This is a genomic window from Mangrovibacterium sp. (assembly GCF_059905295.1).
This window is the reverse complement of the sequence record NZ_JBZQJF010000129.1, coordinates 42,487-56,915: the sequence shown is the minus strand read 5'-3', so window position 1 is coordinate 56,915 and position 14,429 is coordinate 42,487. Positions and strand designations below refer to the sequence as shown.

At 45.2% G+C, this 14,429-nt stretch carries 13 protein-coding genes; 4 read left to right on the top strand and 9 right to left on the bottom strand.

The window, feature by feature from the left end; translation table 11 throughout:
- A partial coding sequence (locus AC37HE_RS07035; RefSeq protein ID WP_500782095.1) for a sodium:solute symporter family transporter occupies positions 1 to 804 on the bottom strand: 804 nt, incomplete at its 3' end.
- A gap of 147 nt (positions 805 to 951) precedes the next feature.
- On the opposite strand from AC37HE_RS07035, the gene AC37HE_RS07030 reads away from it, so the two are divergent.
- The 4 genes from AC37HE_RS07030 to AC37HE_RS07015 all read left to right on the top strand — a co-directional run bounded on the left by AC37HE_RS07030 (position 952) and on the right by AC37HE_RS07015 (position 5,251).
- The gene (locus tag AC37HE_RS07030; protein WP_500782094.1) at positions 952 to 2,559 is read left to right on the top strand and encodes a thiamine pyrophosphate-dependent enzyme; all 1,608 of its coding nucleotides are present in this window, start codon (positions 952 to 954) and stop codon (positions 2,557 to 2,559) included.
- Positions 2,560 to 2,569: 10 nt separating this feature from the next.
- Positions 2,570 to 3,157, top strand: coding sequence for an indolepyruvate oxidoreductase subunit beta (locus tag AC37HE_RS07025; RefSeq protein ID WP_500782093.1), 588 nt, complete (start codon positions 2,570 to 2,572; stop codon positions 3,155 to 3,157).
- Between the two features lie 74 nt (positions 3,158 to 3,231).
- Positions 3,232 to 4,689, top strand: coding sequence for an arylsulfatase (locus tag AC37HE_RS07020; protein ID WP_500782092.1), 1,458 nt, complete (start codon positions 3,232 to 3,234; stop codon positions 4,687 to 4,689).
- Positions 4,690 to 4,774: 85 nt separating this feature from the next.
- Positions 4,775 to 5,251 (top strand): hypothetical protein, encoded by a 477-nt coding sequence (locus AC37HE_RS07015; protein ID WP_500782091.1) that lies wholly within the window; start codon positions 4,775 to 4,777, stop codon positions 5,249 to 5,251.
- Between the two features lie 562 nt (positions 5,252 to 5,813).
- Here the strand turns inward: AC37HE_RS07015 and AC37HE_RS07010 are convergent.
- The 8 genes from AC37HE_RS07010 to AC37HE_RS06975 all read right to left on the bottom strand — a co-directional run bounded on the left by AC37HE_RS07010 (position 5,814) and on the right by AC37HE_RS06975 (position 14,331).
- A complete protein-coding gene (locus AC37HE_RS07010; protein WP_500782090.1) occupies positions 5,814 to 6,680 on the bottom strand; it encodes an enoyl-ACP reductase FabI in 867 nt (288 codons plus the stop codon).
- A gap of 93 nt (positions 6,681 to 6,773) precedes the next feature.
- Entirely contained in the window at positions 6,774 to 7,523 is a 750-nt protein-coding gene (locus tag AC37HE_RS07005) for a tetratricopeptide repeat protein (protein WP_500782089.1), read from the bottom strand.
- A 23-nt stretch (positions 7,524 to 7,546) separates the two neighbouring features.
- Entirely contained in the window at positions 7,547 to 9,388 is a 1,842-nt protein-coding gene (locus tag AC37HE_RS07000) for a BatD family protein (protein WP_500782088.1), read from the bottom strand.
- Between the two features lie 102 nt (positions 9,389 to 9,490).
- The gene (locus AC37HE_RS06995) at positions 9,491 to 10,348 is read right to left on the bottom strand and encodes a tetratricopeptide repeat protein (RefSeq protein ID WP_500782087.1); all 858 of its coding nucleotides are present in this window, start codon (positions 10,346 to 10,348) and stop codon (positions 9,491 to 9,493) included.
- The gene (locus AC37HE_RS06990; protein WP_500782086.1) at positions 10,345 to 11,379 is read right to left on the bottom strand and encodes a vWA domain-containing protein; all 1,035 of its coding nucleotides are present in this window, start codon (positions 11,377 to 11,379) and stop codon (positions 10,345 to 10,347) included. Before AC37HE_RS06990 ends, AC37HE_RS06995 begins: the two co-directional genes overlap by 4 nt.
- Positions 11,380 to 11,391: 12 nt before the next feature.
- Positions 11,392 to 12,384 (bottom strand): vWA domain-containing protein, encoded by a 993-nt coding sequence (locus AC37HE_RS06985; protein WP_500782085.1) that lies wholly within the window; start codon positions 12,382 to 12,384, stop codon positions 11,392 to 11,394.
- A gap of 69 nt (positions 12,385 to 12,453) precedes the next feature.
- Positions 12,454 to 13,446 carry a hypothetical protein gene (locus AC37HE_RS06980; protein WP_500782084.1) on the bottom strand — a complete coding sequence of 331 codons (993 nt, stop codon included), beginning with the start codon at positions 13,444 to 13,446 and terminating at the stop codon, positions 12,454 to 12,456.
- Positions 13,447 to 13,449: 3 nt separating this feature from the next.
- Entirely contained in the window at positions 13,450 to 14,331 is an 882-nt protein-coding gene (locus AC37HE_RS06975; protein ID WP_500782083.1) for a DUF58 domain-containing protein, read from the bottom strand.
- Between the last annotated feature and the right edge of the window lie 98 nt (positions 14,332 to 14,429).

The following is a 14,429-nucleotide window of genomic DNA, read 5'->3' as shown; positions in this document are numbered from 1 at the left end:
TAAATAAGTTAAAACAAAGGCAAAGGGGATGAGGATACCCGCAACAATAGCGATGCTTCGCCGGGCCGTTTTCTCATCGCGGGCACAAAAGACCCGGGAGTAAATATCGGGGCCCACGACGAAGGTGCTCGAAAAGGTCAGAAACAGGATGAGCAAATCAGTGGTGGAAAAATGGCTGTTGAAGGGAAATGTTGCTACTATTGGACTGGTGTGCGTACCAGGAGTAAACGACAAAAAGACAGCTGAGCAAACGATGCCTGCCAAAATGATGATGGCCTGAACGAAGTCGGTCTTTAAAATTGAAATTTGTCCGCCAATTAAGGTGTAAATGATGAATACGCCGGACGAAATGATAACGCCATCGGCATAGGGTAAGCCAAATAAGCTGAACAGGATTTTTGCGGCGGCAATAATTTGTGCTGCTACGATACCGGTCCAGGCCAGAGGTATAATGACAGAAGCCGATTTGCGGGCAGTTTCACCGTAAAAACGCCCCAGCATATCGGTCAAGGTGAATTTGCCGTACTGGCTAACCTTACGCACGAGTGGCAAAAGAATCCACAATCCGGCAGAAGCGGCCAGCAGGTACCAGGCTGCTGCCCAGGTTTCATGAATCGCCAGGTTGACCGAACCCAGTATGGCTGAACCACCCAGGATAGAGGCCAGCAAACTTCCCGAAATCTGGAAGACGCCGTTACGCTTGCCACCGACAAAATAATCCGACGGGCTTTTTATCTTCAGGGCTGAGAAAATTCCGATTACCAGGAGCACAACTCCGTAAAGGACGAGTATGGTTACTTTCATTGAATAAGTCTTATGCACTTGGGCAAAGCACAAAAATAACAATTGAATTGTTTTTTACCGGCTCCCGGGCGATCAACTCACCTGATAATAGGCATTGCTTAATGCGGCAATTCTTTGTAACTTAAAATGAATCAAACGAGAAAGCTTATGAAACGCCATTTGTTCCTCGGAAATGAAGCGGTTGCCCAGGCAGCTGTCGATGCTGGTATTTCCGGAGTGTATGCCTACCCGGGAACGCCTTCAACCGAAATTACCGAACACATTCAGAAAAATCCAGTTGCAATCGAACGTCATGTGCATCGGCAATGGTCGGCGAACGAGAAGACGGCTTATGAAACGGCCTTGGGGATGAGTTATGCCGGGCGTCGAGCATTGGTGTGCATGAAGCAGGTTGGCCTGAATGTGGCGGCCGATGCCTTTATGAATTCGGCTATTACCGGGGTGAATGGTGGTTTGGTACTGGCGGTGGCCGATGATCCGGGAATGCACTCCTCGCAAAATGAACAGGACTCCCGCTACTTTGGTCGTTTTGCTATGATCCCGGTGTTGGAACCGTCGAACCAGCAGGAAGCCTACGATATGTGCTACGAAGCGTTTCATCTTTCGGAACAATTACAGTTGCCGGTTATGTTGCGGTTAACCACCCGTTTGTCGCATTCGCGCTCGGCTGTTACATGTCGCCGGTCCATTCACCCGCACGAATTGCACTTGCCACGAAACCTGAAACAGTTTCTGCTGTTGCCCATCTTCGCCCGTAAAAACTATGTGGGGCTGTTGGATAAACAAAGCCGGTTGGAGATGCTTTCCGAAGAGTCTGCTTATAATTTCTATGAAGAAGGTGGCGATCATCGTTTGGGGATTGTCTGTTGCGGTTTAGGCTGGAATTATTTCCGCGAAGTATTCGTTGGCACTGAAATTCCTTATCCGCGTGTTAAAATCAGTCAGTATCCGGTTCCAGGGACACTTCTGAAAAAGCTGGAAAAAGAATGTGATGAGTTGCTGGTCATTGAAGAAGGTTATCCGTTGGTTGAAGAGCAGTTGGGTGATTTCTTCGGAAAAGGGACGCCGGTGCATGGCAAGCTCGATGGCTGGTTGCCCCGTTACGGCGAATTGACCAGCGACCTGGTTGGGAAAGCCCTCAAGATTGAATATGCAACGCCTTATCCCATCCCGAAATCGGTTGTTCCGCGACCTCCGTCCTTTTGCCGGGGCTGCGGGCATGTCGATGCATTTGAGGCTTTACAGGAGGTTGTTGCGACTTATGGCCAGGGGCATATATTTTCAGATATTGGATGCTATGCGCTGGCTGCTCTTCCGCCTTACCAGGGAATTTATTCCTGTGTCGATATGGGCGCATCCATCACCATGGCCAAGGGCGCTGCTGATGCCGGTTTTTTCCCGGCTGTCGCTTTTATCGGCGATTCAACCTTTACGCATTCGGGTATGACGGGCTTGTTAGATGCCGTGAATGAACATACCAATATGGTGGTGGTCATCTCCGATAACCAATCCGTGGCGATGACGGGAGGACAGAAACCGGCCGGTTTGGGTAAGCTGGAGGCTATTTGTAAAGGGATGGGTGTTGATCCGGCGCATATCCGGGTGTTTGTGCCACTGCATAAAAATCAGGAGGAGATGATCCGCATCTACAAAGAAGAACTGGAATTCGAAGGTGTGTCGGTCGTTATTCCAAGGCGCGAATGTTTGCAGGCAGCAGCCCGGCGTAAAAGACAGGAGAAACAAGAACAAGCTTAATTTGAATACGATGAAAACAGATATCATTTTAGCAGGGGTTGGCGGACAGGGCATTTTATCGATTGGCGCTATTTTGAGTGTTGCAGCCTTGCACGAAGGCTTGTCGGTTAAGCAGGCCGAAACACATGGCATGAGCCAGCGGGGCGGGGCAGTGGTTGCTCATGTTCGAATAGCCGATCATGCGGTTTGTGCCGATTTAATTCATCACGGGCAAGCCGATGTGCTGCTCGGTATGGAGCCGATGGAGGCTTTGCGCCAGCTGCCTTTTCTGCATGCCCATGGTGTATTGATCAGCAATATGGAGCCTTTCCTGAATTTACCCAACTACCCCCCCGTTGAAGAGCTGTGGGCTGAAATCAAAAAACGTCCTAGACATATTTTAGTTGATGGAGGGGTAATCACTCACCAGCTTTGCAACCCCAAAGCTTTAAATATGATTATGCTTGGTGCACTGGCCGATTATATTCCGCTACAGCTTGACTCGCTGCGCAAAGGGATTAACGAGGTATTTCAGTCTAAAGGGGAAAAGGTGATCCTGCTAAATCATGAGGCTTTTGACGCCGGACGTGCTTTTGTTGCAAAACAGGCCTTTGTTTAGGCCTTTTCAGTCTGAAAAACATGGCGAAAGCGGATATCTTTTCTAATTTTACGCGTCTACTCAAAAAAACTAACATGAAAAGAAACTATCTAGCCGTTTTGGCCGCCTTGTTTTTATTCTCGAGCTGCCAAACATCCACTAAAAAAGTAACTGAAAAACCCCGTAAGCCCAATATTATTTACATTCTTGCCGACGACCTGGGCTATGGCGATTTAAGCTGCTACGGACAGCAAAAATTTCAAACTCCGAATATCGACAAGTTAGCGACTGAGGGAATGCGCTTTACCAACCACTATGCCGGTTGTGCGGTTTGTGCGCCATCGCGTTCCAGCTTGTTAACCGGTCAAACAACCGGTTTTACACCTATCCGTGGTAATATCGGGGTGAAACCTGAAGGACAGATTCCTCTTCCGGCCAACGCCTTTACGATTGCCGAGCTTTTGAAGCAAAATGGCTATGTAACCGGGGCATTCGGTAAGTGGGGCCTTGGTTTTATCAACACCGAAGGCGATCCGAATAACCAGGGATTCGACGATTTCTACGGTTATAACTGCCAAACGCTGGCACATAATTATTTCCCGGGTCACCTTTGGGAGAATAAAACAAAGGTTGATATGACCGGTAATGTGGACAACCAGTTTGAGGAATATGCTCCCGAGTTGATTCAAAAGAAAGCTCTGGAATTTTTGGAGAAAAATAAAGATACGACCTTCTTTATGTACTATCCTTCGACAATTCCGCATGCTGAGTTGAAATTACCGGAAAAGTATTTGGCGAAGTATCGTGGGAAATACGATCCCGAAAAGACATTTAAAGGTGCTGATTTCGGGAGTAAACGCTTCCGCACTGGTGGCTATGGTTCGCAAAATGAATGTCATGCTGCATTTGCGGCTATGGTTTCAGTACTCGACGACGAAGTGGGTGAATTGATGGCCAAGTTGAAAGAACTGGGAATTGACGACAATACACTGGTGATTTTCTCTTCGGATAATGGTCCGCATATCGAAGGTGGTGCCGATCCGGATTATTTCGATAGCAACGGTCCGCTGAAAGGCTATAAGCGCGATTTGTACGAAGGTGGTATCCGTGAACCGATGATTGCCCGCTGGCCGGGACATATTGCCGCAGGAAGCTCAACCGACCTGATTTCGGCCTTTTGGGATGTGATGCCAACCTTTGCCGATTTGGTAGGTGCTGAGAAGCCGGCCCATATCCAGGGGATTTCGTTCCTGCCAACTTTGCTGAACCAGCCCGGACAAAAGCAACACGACTACCTGTATTGGGAGTTTCACGAAAATGGCGGTCGCCAGGCAATTCGTCAGGGGGATTGGAAATATGTAAGCTACGATGTTTCCGATCCGGAGAAACAAACTCACGAGCTGTACGATTTGTCCAAGGATCCGGGCGAGGAGCATGACCTGGCTGCTCAGTATCCCGAGATTGTTGAAGAGATGCAGCAGATTTTGTGGGCTGCCCGCACCGAATCGGCTGAATTTCCTTTTGGAATGAAGGCTCATTCTACAACGAAGTAAAAGTTCAGTCCGGATTAGGACAAGGTAAGATATGAACAAGCGCCCGATAACTTTGTCGGGCGTTTATTTTTTAGTTTCTTCGGGTATGGAAAGCCGATCAATCAAAGAAATCCGAGAGGAACTCAAAAATTACCCGCCGCAACAGTTGCAGGAGCTTTGCCTGCGAATGGCTCGCTTCAAAAAGGACAATAAGGAGCTGCTGACCTACCTCTTGTTTGAGTCGGAAGATGAGGCTGGCTTTATTGAAAGCGTAAAGGCGGAGATTGATGCGGGTTTTAAAAGCATGAATCGGCGCAGCGGTTACCTCATCAAAAAAAGCTTGCGAAAAATTCTCAAGGACACCACACAGGCCATTCGCTACTCAGGCATTAAAACCACCGAAGTGGAGTTGCTCATCTATTTTTGCCGCAAGATGCGCACCGAAAAGATTCCGATGAGCACTAATCCCATCATTCGAAACATGTATGCCCGCCAGGTGAAGAAAATTGAAACAACTGTTGCCAAATTACACGAAGACCTTCAATTCGATTACGAGGACGATATTGCATATCTGAAAGCTTAGTGGTTGCTCCGGTCAATTTTTAAGGTGCTTAGCACCCTGAAGGCGCGACTTGGTTTACCTGAAAGCCTGATCATTTGGCCGAGGAACACTTTTCGCAAATTAGAGGAGCCAAAACCAACAATTGGAGATTGCTCCTGCACGTTGCAGTAGGCAATTTGCACAGTTGAAAATGCTCTCGCAAATTGCAGCGGCGATAGAGGGTTGCCTGAAATGCTCTCGCAGATTGCAGGAGCATTTCAGATGAAACTGATTATGCTCTCGCAAACTGCAGAAGACCGTATGTCCGGGGCGAAAATGCTCTCGCAAAGTGTCGGAGTTTATGGGGCAGGGTGAAATCATTCCCGCAGGTTGCAGGAGCATTTTAGGGTTACTGAAAATGCCCCATCAGGTTTGCAGGAGCAAAAATGAGGTGCAGAAAATAGCTAAACAGGTTTGCAGGAGTTGTTTCGACTGGCTAATCCTTCAAATTCAACCTGCGTAAATATAAACAGGTCGCAAACGAAAAGAGGTTACTTCTGCAACAGAAGCAACCTCTTGTATTTTTATCAGAACAGCGTCTGAATTAATCGAATTGATGGTCGCATGTACCTTTGTCGGTGTCACAGTCGCATTCCAATCCTTTTTCGTATTGTTCCAACGCACGCATACTCATACCCATTGAGGAGAACCCTCCATCGTGGAACAAGTTCTGCATGGTTACTTTGCGAGTCAGGTCGGAGAATAAGGTGATACAGTAATCAGCACATTCGTCGCCTGAAGCATTACCCAGCGGAGACATGCGTTCGCCGAAGTCCAGCAGACGGTCGATACCTTTAACACCACTACCGGCAGTAGTGCGGGTTGGAGACTGAGAAACGGTGTTTACACGTACACGACGCTCGCGGCCGTAGATGTAGCCAAAGCTACGTGCAATAGATTCCAGCAATGCTTTTGCATCGGCCATATCGTTGTAACCATAGAAGGTACGTTGTGCTGCAACATACGATAAAGCAATAACAGAACCCCATTCGTTAATGGCATCCATTTTACGGCATACCTGCATTACTTTGTGGAAAGAGATTGCAGAGATGTCCAGTGTTTTATCCAGATAGTTGTAGTCCAGATCGCTGTAGTGACGACCTTTACGAACGTTGGGTGACATACCGATTGAGTGCAATACGAAATCGATTTTTCCGCCTAAAACTTTCATTGACTCCTGAACCAGGTTTTCCAGATCAGCAACGTTTGTTGCATCAGCAGCAATCAATGTTGAATTTGTTTTTTCTGCCAAATTCGCAGTTTCACCCATACGTAGGGCTACGGATGTATTCGTTAGTGTGAAGGTTGCGCCTTCTTCGTACGCACGTTCTGCTACTTTCCAAGCAATAGAATCGGGGTTAAGGGCACCAAAAATAATCCCTCGTTTACCTTTAAGTAAATTGTAAGCCATGTTTTTAAATTTTTGAGTTGTAACAACTCGCGTTTAAAATGGTTTTTAAAATATGGTATAAAACAAAAAATACCGGCTTTGGCCGGCATTGTTCTAAATTCGTTCGATACTGTTATCGGGTAGCCATCCCTGGTTCCCGTCAGACAATTGAATTTCCATCCAGCCCGACAAACTATCCTTGATTTGAACTTTCAGTCCTTCATGAATCAGGAATAGATCTGTTCCGCTATCGGATGGCGAGCTTTTCACCGTAACACTAGGTTGCACAATAATGGCAAAATTATGCTGGGTGATTCGCTTTTTATGCCGGGCGGCAAAGTTAAAACTAAAAATGGAAATAACTACGATTAAAATTCCTGCCCAGAAGGATATTCGTTTGAAGGTCCCGTTTCGGGTGAAAAAGAAGAAGCCTGCCAGAATGAGAAACAGGATGAAACAGATTACACTGATACGTGCCCACTGGTCTACCGAAAACTTGTTGGTAATGTTGTTCCACCAACGAATAAAGAACACTTGTGGCAGCGGATCGATATTGTCGACAACGTGCTGGTTGGCCAGATCGAGGTTGAACTGAATGTCCTGGTCGTTTGGTGCCAGCAGCTTTGCCCGTTCGTAATTCAGAATGGCTTTGGTAAACTGGTTGGTCTTATAATAGGCATTCCCCAGGTTGTAATACACTTCGGCCGAAGCTTTGTTGCTATTCAGAATTTCATTGTATGCTGTGATGGCATCATTGTATTCGCCGGCAATGTAATGCTTGTTGGCTTTATCCAGTAAAGCATCCTGAGCAAAAACCGACAAACTGATTGTCAGTAAAAATATAAGTTGAATGAATTTCTTCATGTTTGTTTTCATTTTACAGTTACTCAACGGATTTGTTTATCCAGTTTACCCATCAGGGTTGCTGATTTCTGGTAAATTTCTTCCAATGCTGCATCCGACGAACTTGGCGCATAACGGGCAAATTCGCAGGTGTCGATAATCCGGATAAACTCATCAATTTGCTCTTGGTTAACCCCTTTTTGTACCAGGGTTGAAATGGCTTTATCGCGGTTCAGGTTGGCAACCGGAATACTCAGCTTGTCACTTAGGTATCCCCAGAATGCTTTCAATACAGCTTCGTAGAACTGCTCTGAGTTATGCTGCTTCAGGTGGCTGGCCGCCTCCTTCAGACGTTTCTGTGCAACTTTGTTCGCTTTTTTGGTTTTTACCAACTGAATGTTGGCATTCTCTTTCAGCTTTTTGCGGTAAACAATGGCTACAATCACAAAGATCACGGTCGAAATAATGTACAACAACCAGAATGCGGTGCTGCCATAGAACGACTGAGCCAGATTACGCAGTTTGTACTGACCTTGTTTGATGTAGCGAATGTCTTTCCCAATGAAACGGACATCCTGCTTGTTAAACGAGCTGGTTACCGTTGCATTTTGAGCATCATCGCCTTTGGCAATACTTAGCTTGAATGAAGATGAAGTCTCGGTTTTGTATTTACCGGTTTCCGGGTCGAAGCTCGAAAACCTGACGGGCGGAATGGTGTAATCGCCGGCATAACGCGGGATGATCAGGTACTCGAAGGTTTTTGTTCCTGTTAAACCGTGGTTGGTCGATTTGATGTTTTCATCGGTTTTGGGATCGTAAACTTCAAAGTCTTTCGGGAAATCAACTTTCGGTGCATCAATCAGGCGTAGGTTTCCGCTTCCTGAAATAGTTAATCGAAGCGTTATGGCTTCGTTGGTTTTCGCCGTTGTTTTATCAATGGCTGCTGAGAATTTCATCTGACCAACACCACCGTAAAAACCGTCCGGCGGAGTAGGCAAATCTTTTACATTCAGGTAAACCGGATCACTGGTTACCTTGGCCGACACCGTGCGGAAGTTGTCGAAGAAATCATCAAAGAAACTACGTTGTCGCTTAATCTGCTGACGTACCAAACAGGTAATTTCGAACGGATCAATTTTGATTCTTCCGGTTTGTTGCGGGAAGAGGATCGTTTTCTTTAAAACACCAACCTGGTAGATCTTTCCTTTGTACACCTCGCGGTTAAAAGTAATTTGATTTGGTGTGTCAATATCCTGGGTCCAGAAACCTTCGTACGAAGGCAGCTTCACATCCTGGAAATTGGTTATGGGAACATCCGGGCTCACATAAATCTTGACGGTTGCAATGGCTTGCTGCCCTTTATAAACGCTCGACTTATCCAGGTCAACCTTCACAAAAAGATCACTTTTTGTCAGGTTGGCAGAAGGTACATTTTGCTGGCTTTGCTGCGTACTGCTGCCTCCGCCGCCACTGCTGCTACTTTGGCTTTGCTGAGCCTGCGGTTGACCTTTAACTACTTCGATCTCCAGTTCATTCGACTCATAGACCTTACCATCAACAGATACCGAGGCAGGACGAATGGTGAATTTACCAACGTCTTTAGCTCGCAGGATGTAAATGTACGAGAAGGTGACCGATTGAGTCGTTTGCCCGTTGATCATCTGGATGCTGGTACTTTGGGAAGTTGATGGTCCCATCAGTACATCGAAAGCCGATAAATCGGGCAGTTTTAAATCAGTTCCCCGTTCGTTCAAGGTGAATGAAAGCCGGAACTGTTCTCCTGTAGATACAACATTCGGACCAGTCATCTCAAACCGAACATTGTCGGCTGAGGCAAACCATGCCGGAAGTATAAGTAGGGTTAGTAGGATGAGTCTCTTAATCATTTTACTCATTATGCGTTGTTATTTGCCATTCAAAATTAACATTTAAAGCTAAGATTCGGGAAATGCAAAATCTCCGATTCAACTTCGTAACCTTATTTTAGCCTACCAATCTTTGTCGGTCTGGCGTTGTTGTGCTTTTTCAGCTTTTGCTTTTTTCACTTTTTCCTGAATCTTCTTTTCATCGTTCTGCAGAGCCTGCAGCAAGCGTTCTGCATTTTCTTTCGAAATTTTTTGCTGTTGTGGCTGTTGCTGCTGCTTTTGTTGCTGATCCTTATTTTGGTTTTGCTGATCTTTATTTTGCTTGTCTTTGTTTTGTTGATCTTTATTCTTGTTCTGATCCTGGTTCTGCTTGTCTTTGTTTTGGTCTTTATTCTGATCCTTATTCTTGTCTTTGTTTTGTTGGTCCTTGTTCTTGTCCTTATTTTTATCCTTCTGATCTTTATTCTTATCCTTGTTTTGATCCTTGTTCTTTTGCTGCTGTTGCTGTTTCTTCTTCAGGTTCATGGCATACAGCAGGTTGTACTTCGAATCCAGATCATTGGGATTGTTGCGTAGCGCTTCTTTATAGGCTTCAATACTTTCGTCCAGCTTTTTCTGCATCAACAACGAGTTACCAATGTTGTGGTAAGCACGGGCTTTTTCTGTTTTGTCGGTGCTTTTTTTCGCAATATCCTCAAAAGTACTTTGCGCCTGATCAAATTTTTGCTGCTTATAGAGGGCATCGCCCAGGTTGAAGTTCCATTTCAAATCGTCCGGGCGTTTCTCAATCGCACGGCGATAGGCGATTTCAGCTTTGTTGAATGAAGCAGTATCCTGCTTGGTCGTATCTGCCATAGCTTGCTCATAAAACTTGTTACCCTGACGAACAAATTTGCGTTCGTTTTGCGCTTGAGCTGTCAGCCCAAGGAAGATGAAAGCCAAGCTAATGAATACGGTATAGAATTTTAAATTTCTTTTCATTTTCCAAATAATTTGATGTTTTTCAAATATTTGTTTTTGCGTTCCAAAACAAGGTAGTCGATAAAAAGGAAGAACAGGGCCAGGGCGATGAACCATTGGTATTGTTCTGCATATTCTGCATAAACAACCGATTCCATTTCGGCACCTTGCATCTTGTTGATTTCGTTGAAGAGGGTGTTTAAGCCCACCTCTGCATTATTGGCCCGAACGTAAATACCATTTCCTGCAGCCGCAATTTCCTGCAGCATTTGCTCATTAAGCTTTGTTACGACCACCTGACCGTTTTTATCCTTTCTGAAGTCTTTTTGTCCGTTTTCATAAACCGGTATTGGTGCTCCCTGTGGAAGCCCCATCCCAATGGTGTGAACAATTATACCTTGTTCGGCGGCAGCTTTGGCAGCCCCAATGGCATCATCTTCGTGGTTTTCCCCATCGGTAATGACGATGATGGCTTTATTACCTTTAAACTGTGGACTGAAGGAATTTGCCGCCAGGTTAATCGCAGCGCCAATGGCCGTTCCCTGCCGGGGAACAATCTTCGTACTTACCGAGTTCAGGAAAAGTTTAGCCGAAGAAAAGTCCGTTGTAATCGGGAGTTGGGTGTAGGCGTCGCCTGCAAAAACAATCAAACCGATTTTATCGTTATCCAATTTGTCAATTAAGCGCGATATTGCTCGCTTAGCGCGCTCCAAACGGTTAGGCTGAATATCTTCAGCCATCATCGAATTTGAAACGTCGAGGGCAATCATCAATTCAACGCCTTTCCGTTTTTCCGTTTTTAACTTACTGCCAAACTGCGGTTGAGCAACAGCGAAAATGATGGAACTTAAAGCCATCATCCAAAGAATGAATTTCAATACCGGGCGACTGTTACTTGCATTGGGCATCAGTTCATTGACGATTTCGGGTTGCCCGAAACGTTTCAGCGCATTTTTACGCTTGGTACGAATTAGTATAAAAAGGATTGTCAAAATAGGGATAATGACTAATCCGTATAGATATTCAATATGTGCAAATCTGAACATTTCCATTTTTTCTTCAGCTTAAGGAATGTTACGGAATAAGGTAATCTTCAGGAAAAATCCGGCCAGCAGAATCAATCCGCCAAGCAAAGCAAAGCGTTGGTATTCCTCTTGCTTACGGCTGTATTCCTTCACCTCTATTTTTGATTTTTCCAACTTATCAATGTCTTCGTAGATCTTCACGAGCGACTCGTTGTTGGTTGCGCGGAAATACTTTCCGCCGGTAATATCTGCGATTTTTTGCAGCGTTGCTTCATCAATTTTCACAGGCATATCCTGAAGTTGTATGCCAAAGGGGGTTTGCACCGGGTAGGGGGCTGTTCCTATGGTTCCAACTCCGATGGTGTACACCCGGATGCCGTAAGTTTTTGCTAACTCGGCAGCTGTTACCGGGGCAATTTCACCGCTGTTGTTTTCTCCATCGGTCAGCAAAATGATGACTTTGCTGACTGCTTTGCTGTCTTTTAATCGGGCTACCGATGTTGCCAGTCCGTTACCAATGGCTGTTCCGTCTTCAATCATACCACTCTGAATATCCTTAAACAGGTTAATGAGTACGGCGTGGTCGGTTGTTAAGGGACATTGGGTGAAACTTTCGCCTGAAAACACCACTAAGCCCATACGGTCGTTGGGGCGGCCTGCAATAAATTTGGTTGCCACATTTTTGGCAGCCTCTAATCGGTTAGGCTGGAAATCCTGGGCAAGCATTGAGCTTGAGATATCGAGGGCAACCACGATATCAATCCCTTTGGTTGTTGAATTTTCCCAACTTGCTGTTGTTTGAGGTCGGGCTAAAGCAACAATCAACAGTGATACGCCGGCCATTTGCAATAAAATGGGCAAGTGGCGCATATAATGCTTCCAGCTTTTGCTGATTTGTGCAAAACCTAGTGTGGTGGAGTAGCGAATGCTGGCTCCCGATTTTTGGAACCTGAAGATGTACCAGGCCAACATGGGCACCAGCACAAATAGCAGGTAAAAATATTCCGGATTTTTAAATGTTATTCCGTCCATTTTTTAATTCTGTTTCGTAGAAAATATTTTTTGAACTTCGGTAATGCTCATTATTTCTGGTGATGGCATTTACTTGAGTTCTACTTCTTCTCCTTCGCGTTCGTCTTTCATGTCGGTCTTGCGTTCTTCCAGTTTTGTGTCATTTACAAAGAAGAAAGCATTCATCAGGCTCAGGTTGTGGTCGTCAGGTAGTGGCTGATATTTGGCAAATTTCACCAGATCCGACAGTTTCAAAATATCCTTTAACTGGGTAAAAGACTTTTCCGTAAGTAAATCCTTTTGTTTTGTAAAAGCCTGCATTGTTTCGTCAGTGGTAAACTCCGGTGCATCAATGCCAAAACGATCTTTGATATAAAAGCGTAAGGTGTCGGAAACCTCACTGTAGAAAGGCTTTATCTTATCGGGTTCCAGCCAAACTTTACTTTCACGGATTCGTTCAAGGGCGCGCAATGCAATAACGTGCGGTGCTTCTTTGGGCTTGGCGGCTTTACCAAATACCGGTTTATTTTTCTTACGACGTTGGAAATAATAGAAGATGAAAAAGGCGATAGCCAAAATCAAAATAGCTCCCAGGATGTAAGGCGACGCTTCGGCTAGGGTTACCGGAGCACCATACGGATGCTTAATATCTACCGGTCCTTTTGTCGTATCGATGGCCATACCATGAACAAAAAAATCAGCAGGAAGTGTTTCCATATCCTCCTGCATATTGTTCTGAACCAGCTTGAACTTAAAAGCCGGAACCACATTGCGACCGGTGTCGAAACTGGTAATCGTCAGGTTTTTGATGATTTTCAGTTGTTCCTGTTCATCTAATTTAAAGGTGTCCAGCGGTGACTGGGCTATAACTTCGATGCCGTTGTCAAGGGTATCGCCAATTTCCGGAAATTCAACCTTGAAATCCTTTGGTTGCTCAACTTCGAGGCGTAGGTTTAGCTGGTCACCAATCAACACATTGGTTGAGTCGATGACTGCATTAACCTTAACTCCCTGCGCATGCAAGGTGTTTTGAGCTAACCCAAGCAAACAAACGATGACTATTGATAATTTTATTTTTCTCATGTTTTATGCTTTTAATCCCCGTTTTTGGAACAAGGTCATCAGGGATCTTACATAGTCTTCTTTCGTGTTGATATTGGCATAATCAACACCACTTTTCTTAAATGTCCAGTCGAGCTTTGCACTAAGCTCCTTCCACCATTGCTCGTAGTTGTCGCGCACTTTCTTACTACTGCTATCCACCCAAACATATTCTCCGGTTTCAGCATCTTTCAGTTTGATCATGCCTATTGGAGGAAGGCTGGTTTCACGTTCGTCGTAAATGCGCAAAGCCACCACATCGTGTTTGTTATTGGCAATGGTCAATGCTTTGTCAAAATCGGCTTCACGCTGAATGAAGTCGGAAATGATAAAGCAGGTACACCGCTTTTTGATGGCATTGGTCATGTAGCGCATCGCCTCGGTGATATTGGTGCCTTTATGCTCCGGTTCAAAATCAATAAGCTCGCGGATAATGCGAAGAATATGTGATTTTCCTTTCTTAGGCGGAATGAATTTCTCAATTGTCTCGGAAAAGAAAATGACACCAATCTTATCGTTGTTTTGAATGGCTGAAAAGGAGAGAATAGCTGAAATTTCGGTAATGACATTCTTTTTGAATTTCTCGAATGAACCGAAATCCCGCGAACCACTGACATCGATCAGCAGCATCACGGTTAGCTCCCGCTCTTCTTCGAAAACCTTAATGAAAGGCTTATTATAACGGGCAGTTACATTCCAGTCGATACTTCGGACATCGTCGCCAAACTGGTATTCGCGTACCTCACTGAAAGCCATACCACGACCTTTAAACGCCGAGTGATATTCACCTGCAAAAATATTGCGGCTTAATCCCCGTGTTTTGATCTCAATCTTGCGGACTTTCTTTAATAAATCTGTATGTTCCACTGGCTTCGCTTTTAAGTTCAAAGTTTCATGTTTTAAGTTCAAAGTCGTAATGCGTACCTTGAACGGTTACAATTACAGAGTTTCAGATGTCGTTTACT

Excerpts from the sequence above, each read along its gene's own strand:
- AC37HE_RS07010 (WP_500782090.1), bottom strand. The coding sequence starts at position 6,680 with ATGGCTTACAATTTACTTAAAGGTAAACGAGGGATTATTTTTGGTGCC.
- AC37HE_RS06985 (WP_500782085.1), bottom strand. The coding sequence starts at position 12,384 with ATGGACGGAATAACATTTAAAAATCCGGAATATTTTTACCTGCTATTT.
- AC37HE_RS07015 (WP_500782091.1), top strand. The coding sequence starts at position 4,775 with ATGGAAAGCCGATCAATCAAAGAAATCCGAGAGGAACTCAAAAATTAC.
- AC37HE_RS06990 (WP_500782086.1), bottom strand. The coding sequence starts at position 11,379 with ATGGAAATGTTCAGATTTGCACATATTGAATATCTATACGGATTAGTC.
- AC37HE_RS07005 (WP_500782089.1), bottom strand. The coding sequence starts at position 7,523 with ATGAAGAAATTCATTCAACTTATATTTTTACTGACAATCAGTTTGTCG.
- AC37HE_RS06995 (WP_500782087.1), bottom strand. The coding sequence starts at position 10,348 with ATGAAAAGAAATTTAAAATTCTATACCGTATTCATTAGCTTGGCTTTC.
- AC37HE_RS07020 (WP_500782092.1), top strand. The coding sequence starts at position 3,232 with ATGAAAAGAAACTATCTAGCCGTTTTGGCCGCCTTGTTTTTATTCTCG.
- AC37HE_RS07025 (WP_500782093.1), top strand. The coding sequence starts at position 2,570 with ATGAAAACAGATATCATTTTAGCAGGGGTTGGCGGACAGGGCATTTTA.
- AC37HE_RS06980 (WP_500782084.1), bottom strand. The coding sequence starts at position 13,446 with ATGAGAAAAATAAAATTATCAATAGTCATCGTTTGTTTGCTTGGGTTA.
- AC37HE_RS07030 (WP_500782094.1), top strand. The coding sequence starts at position 952 with ATGAAACGCCATTTGTTCCTCGGAAATGAAGCGGTTGCCCAGGCAGCT.
- AC37HE_RS07000 (WP_500782088.1), bottom strand. The coding sequence starts at position 9,388 with ATGATTAAGAGACTCATCCTACTAACCCTACTTATACTTCCGGCATGG.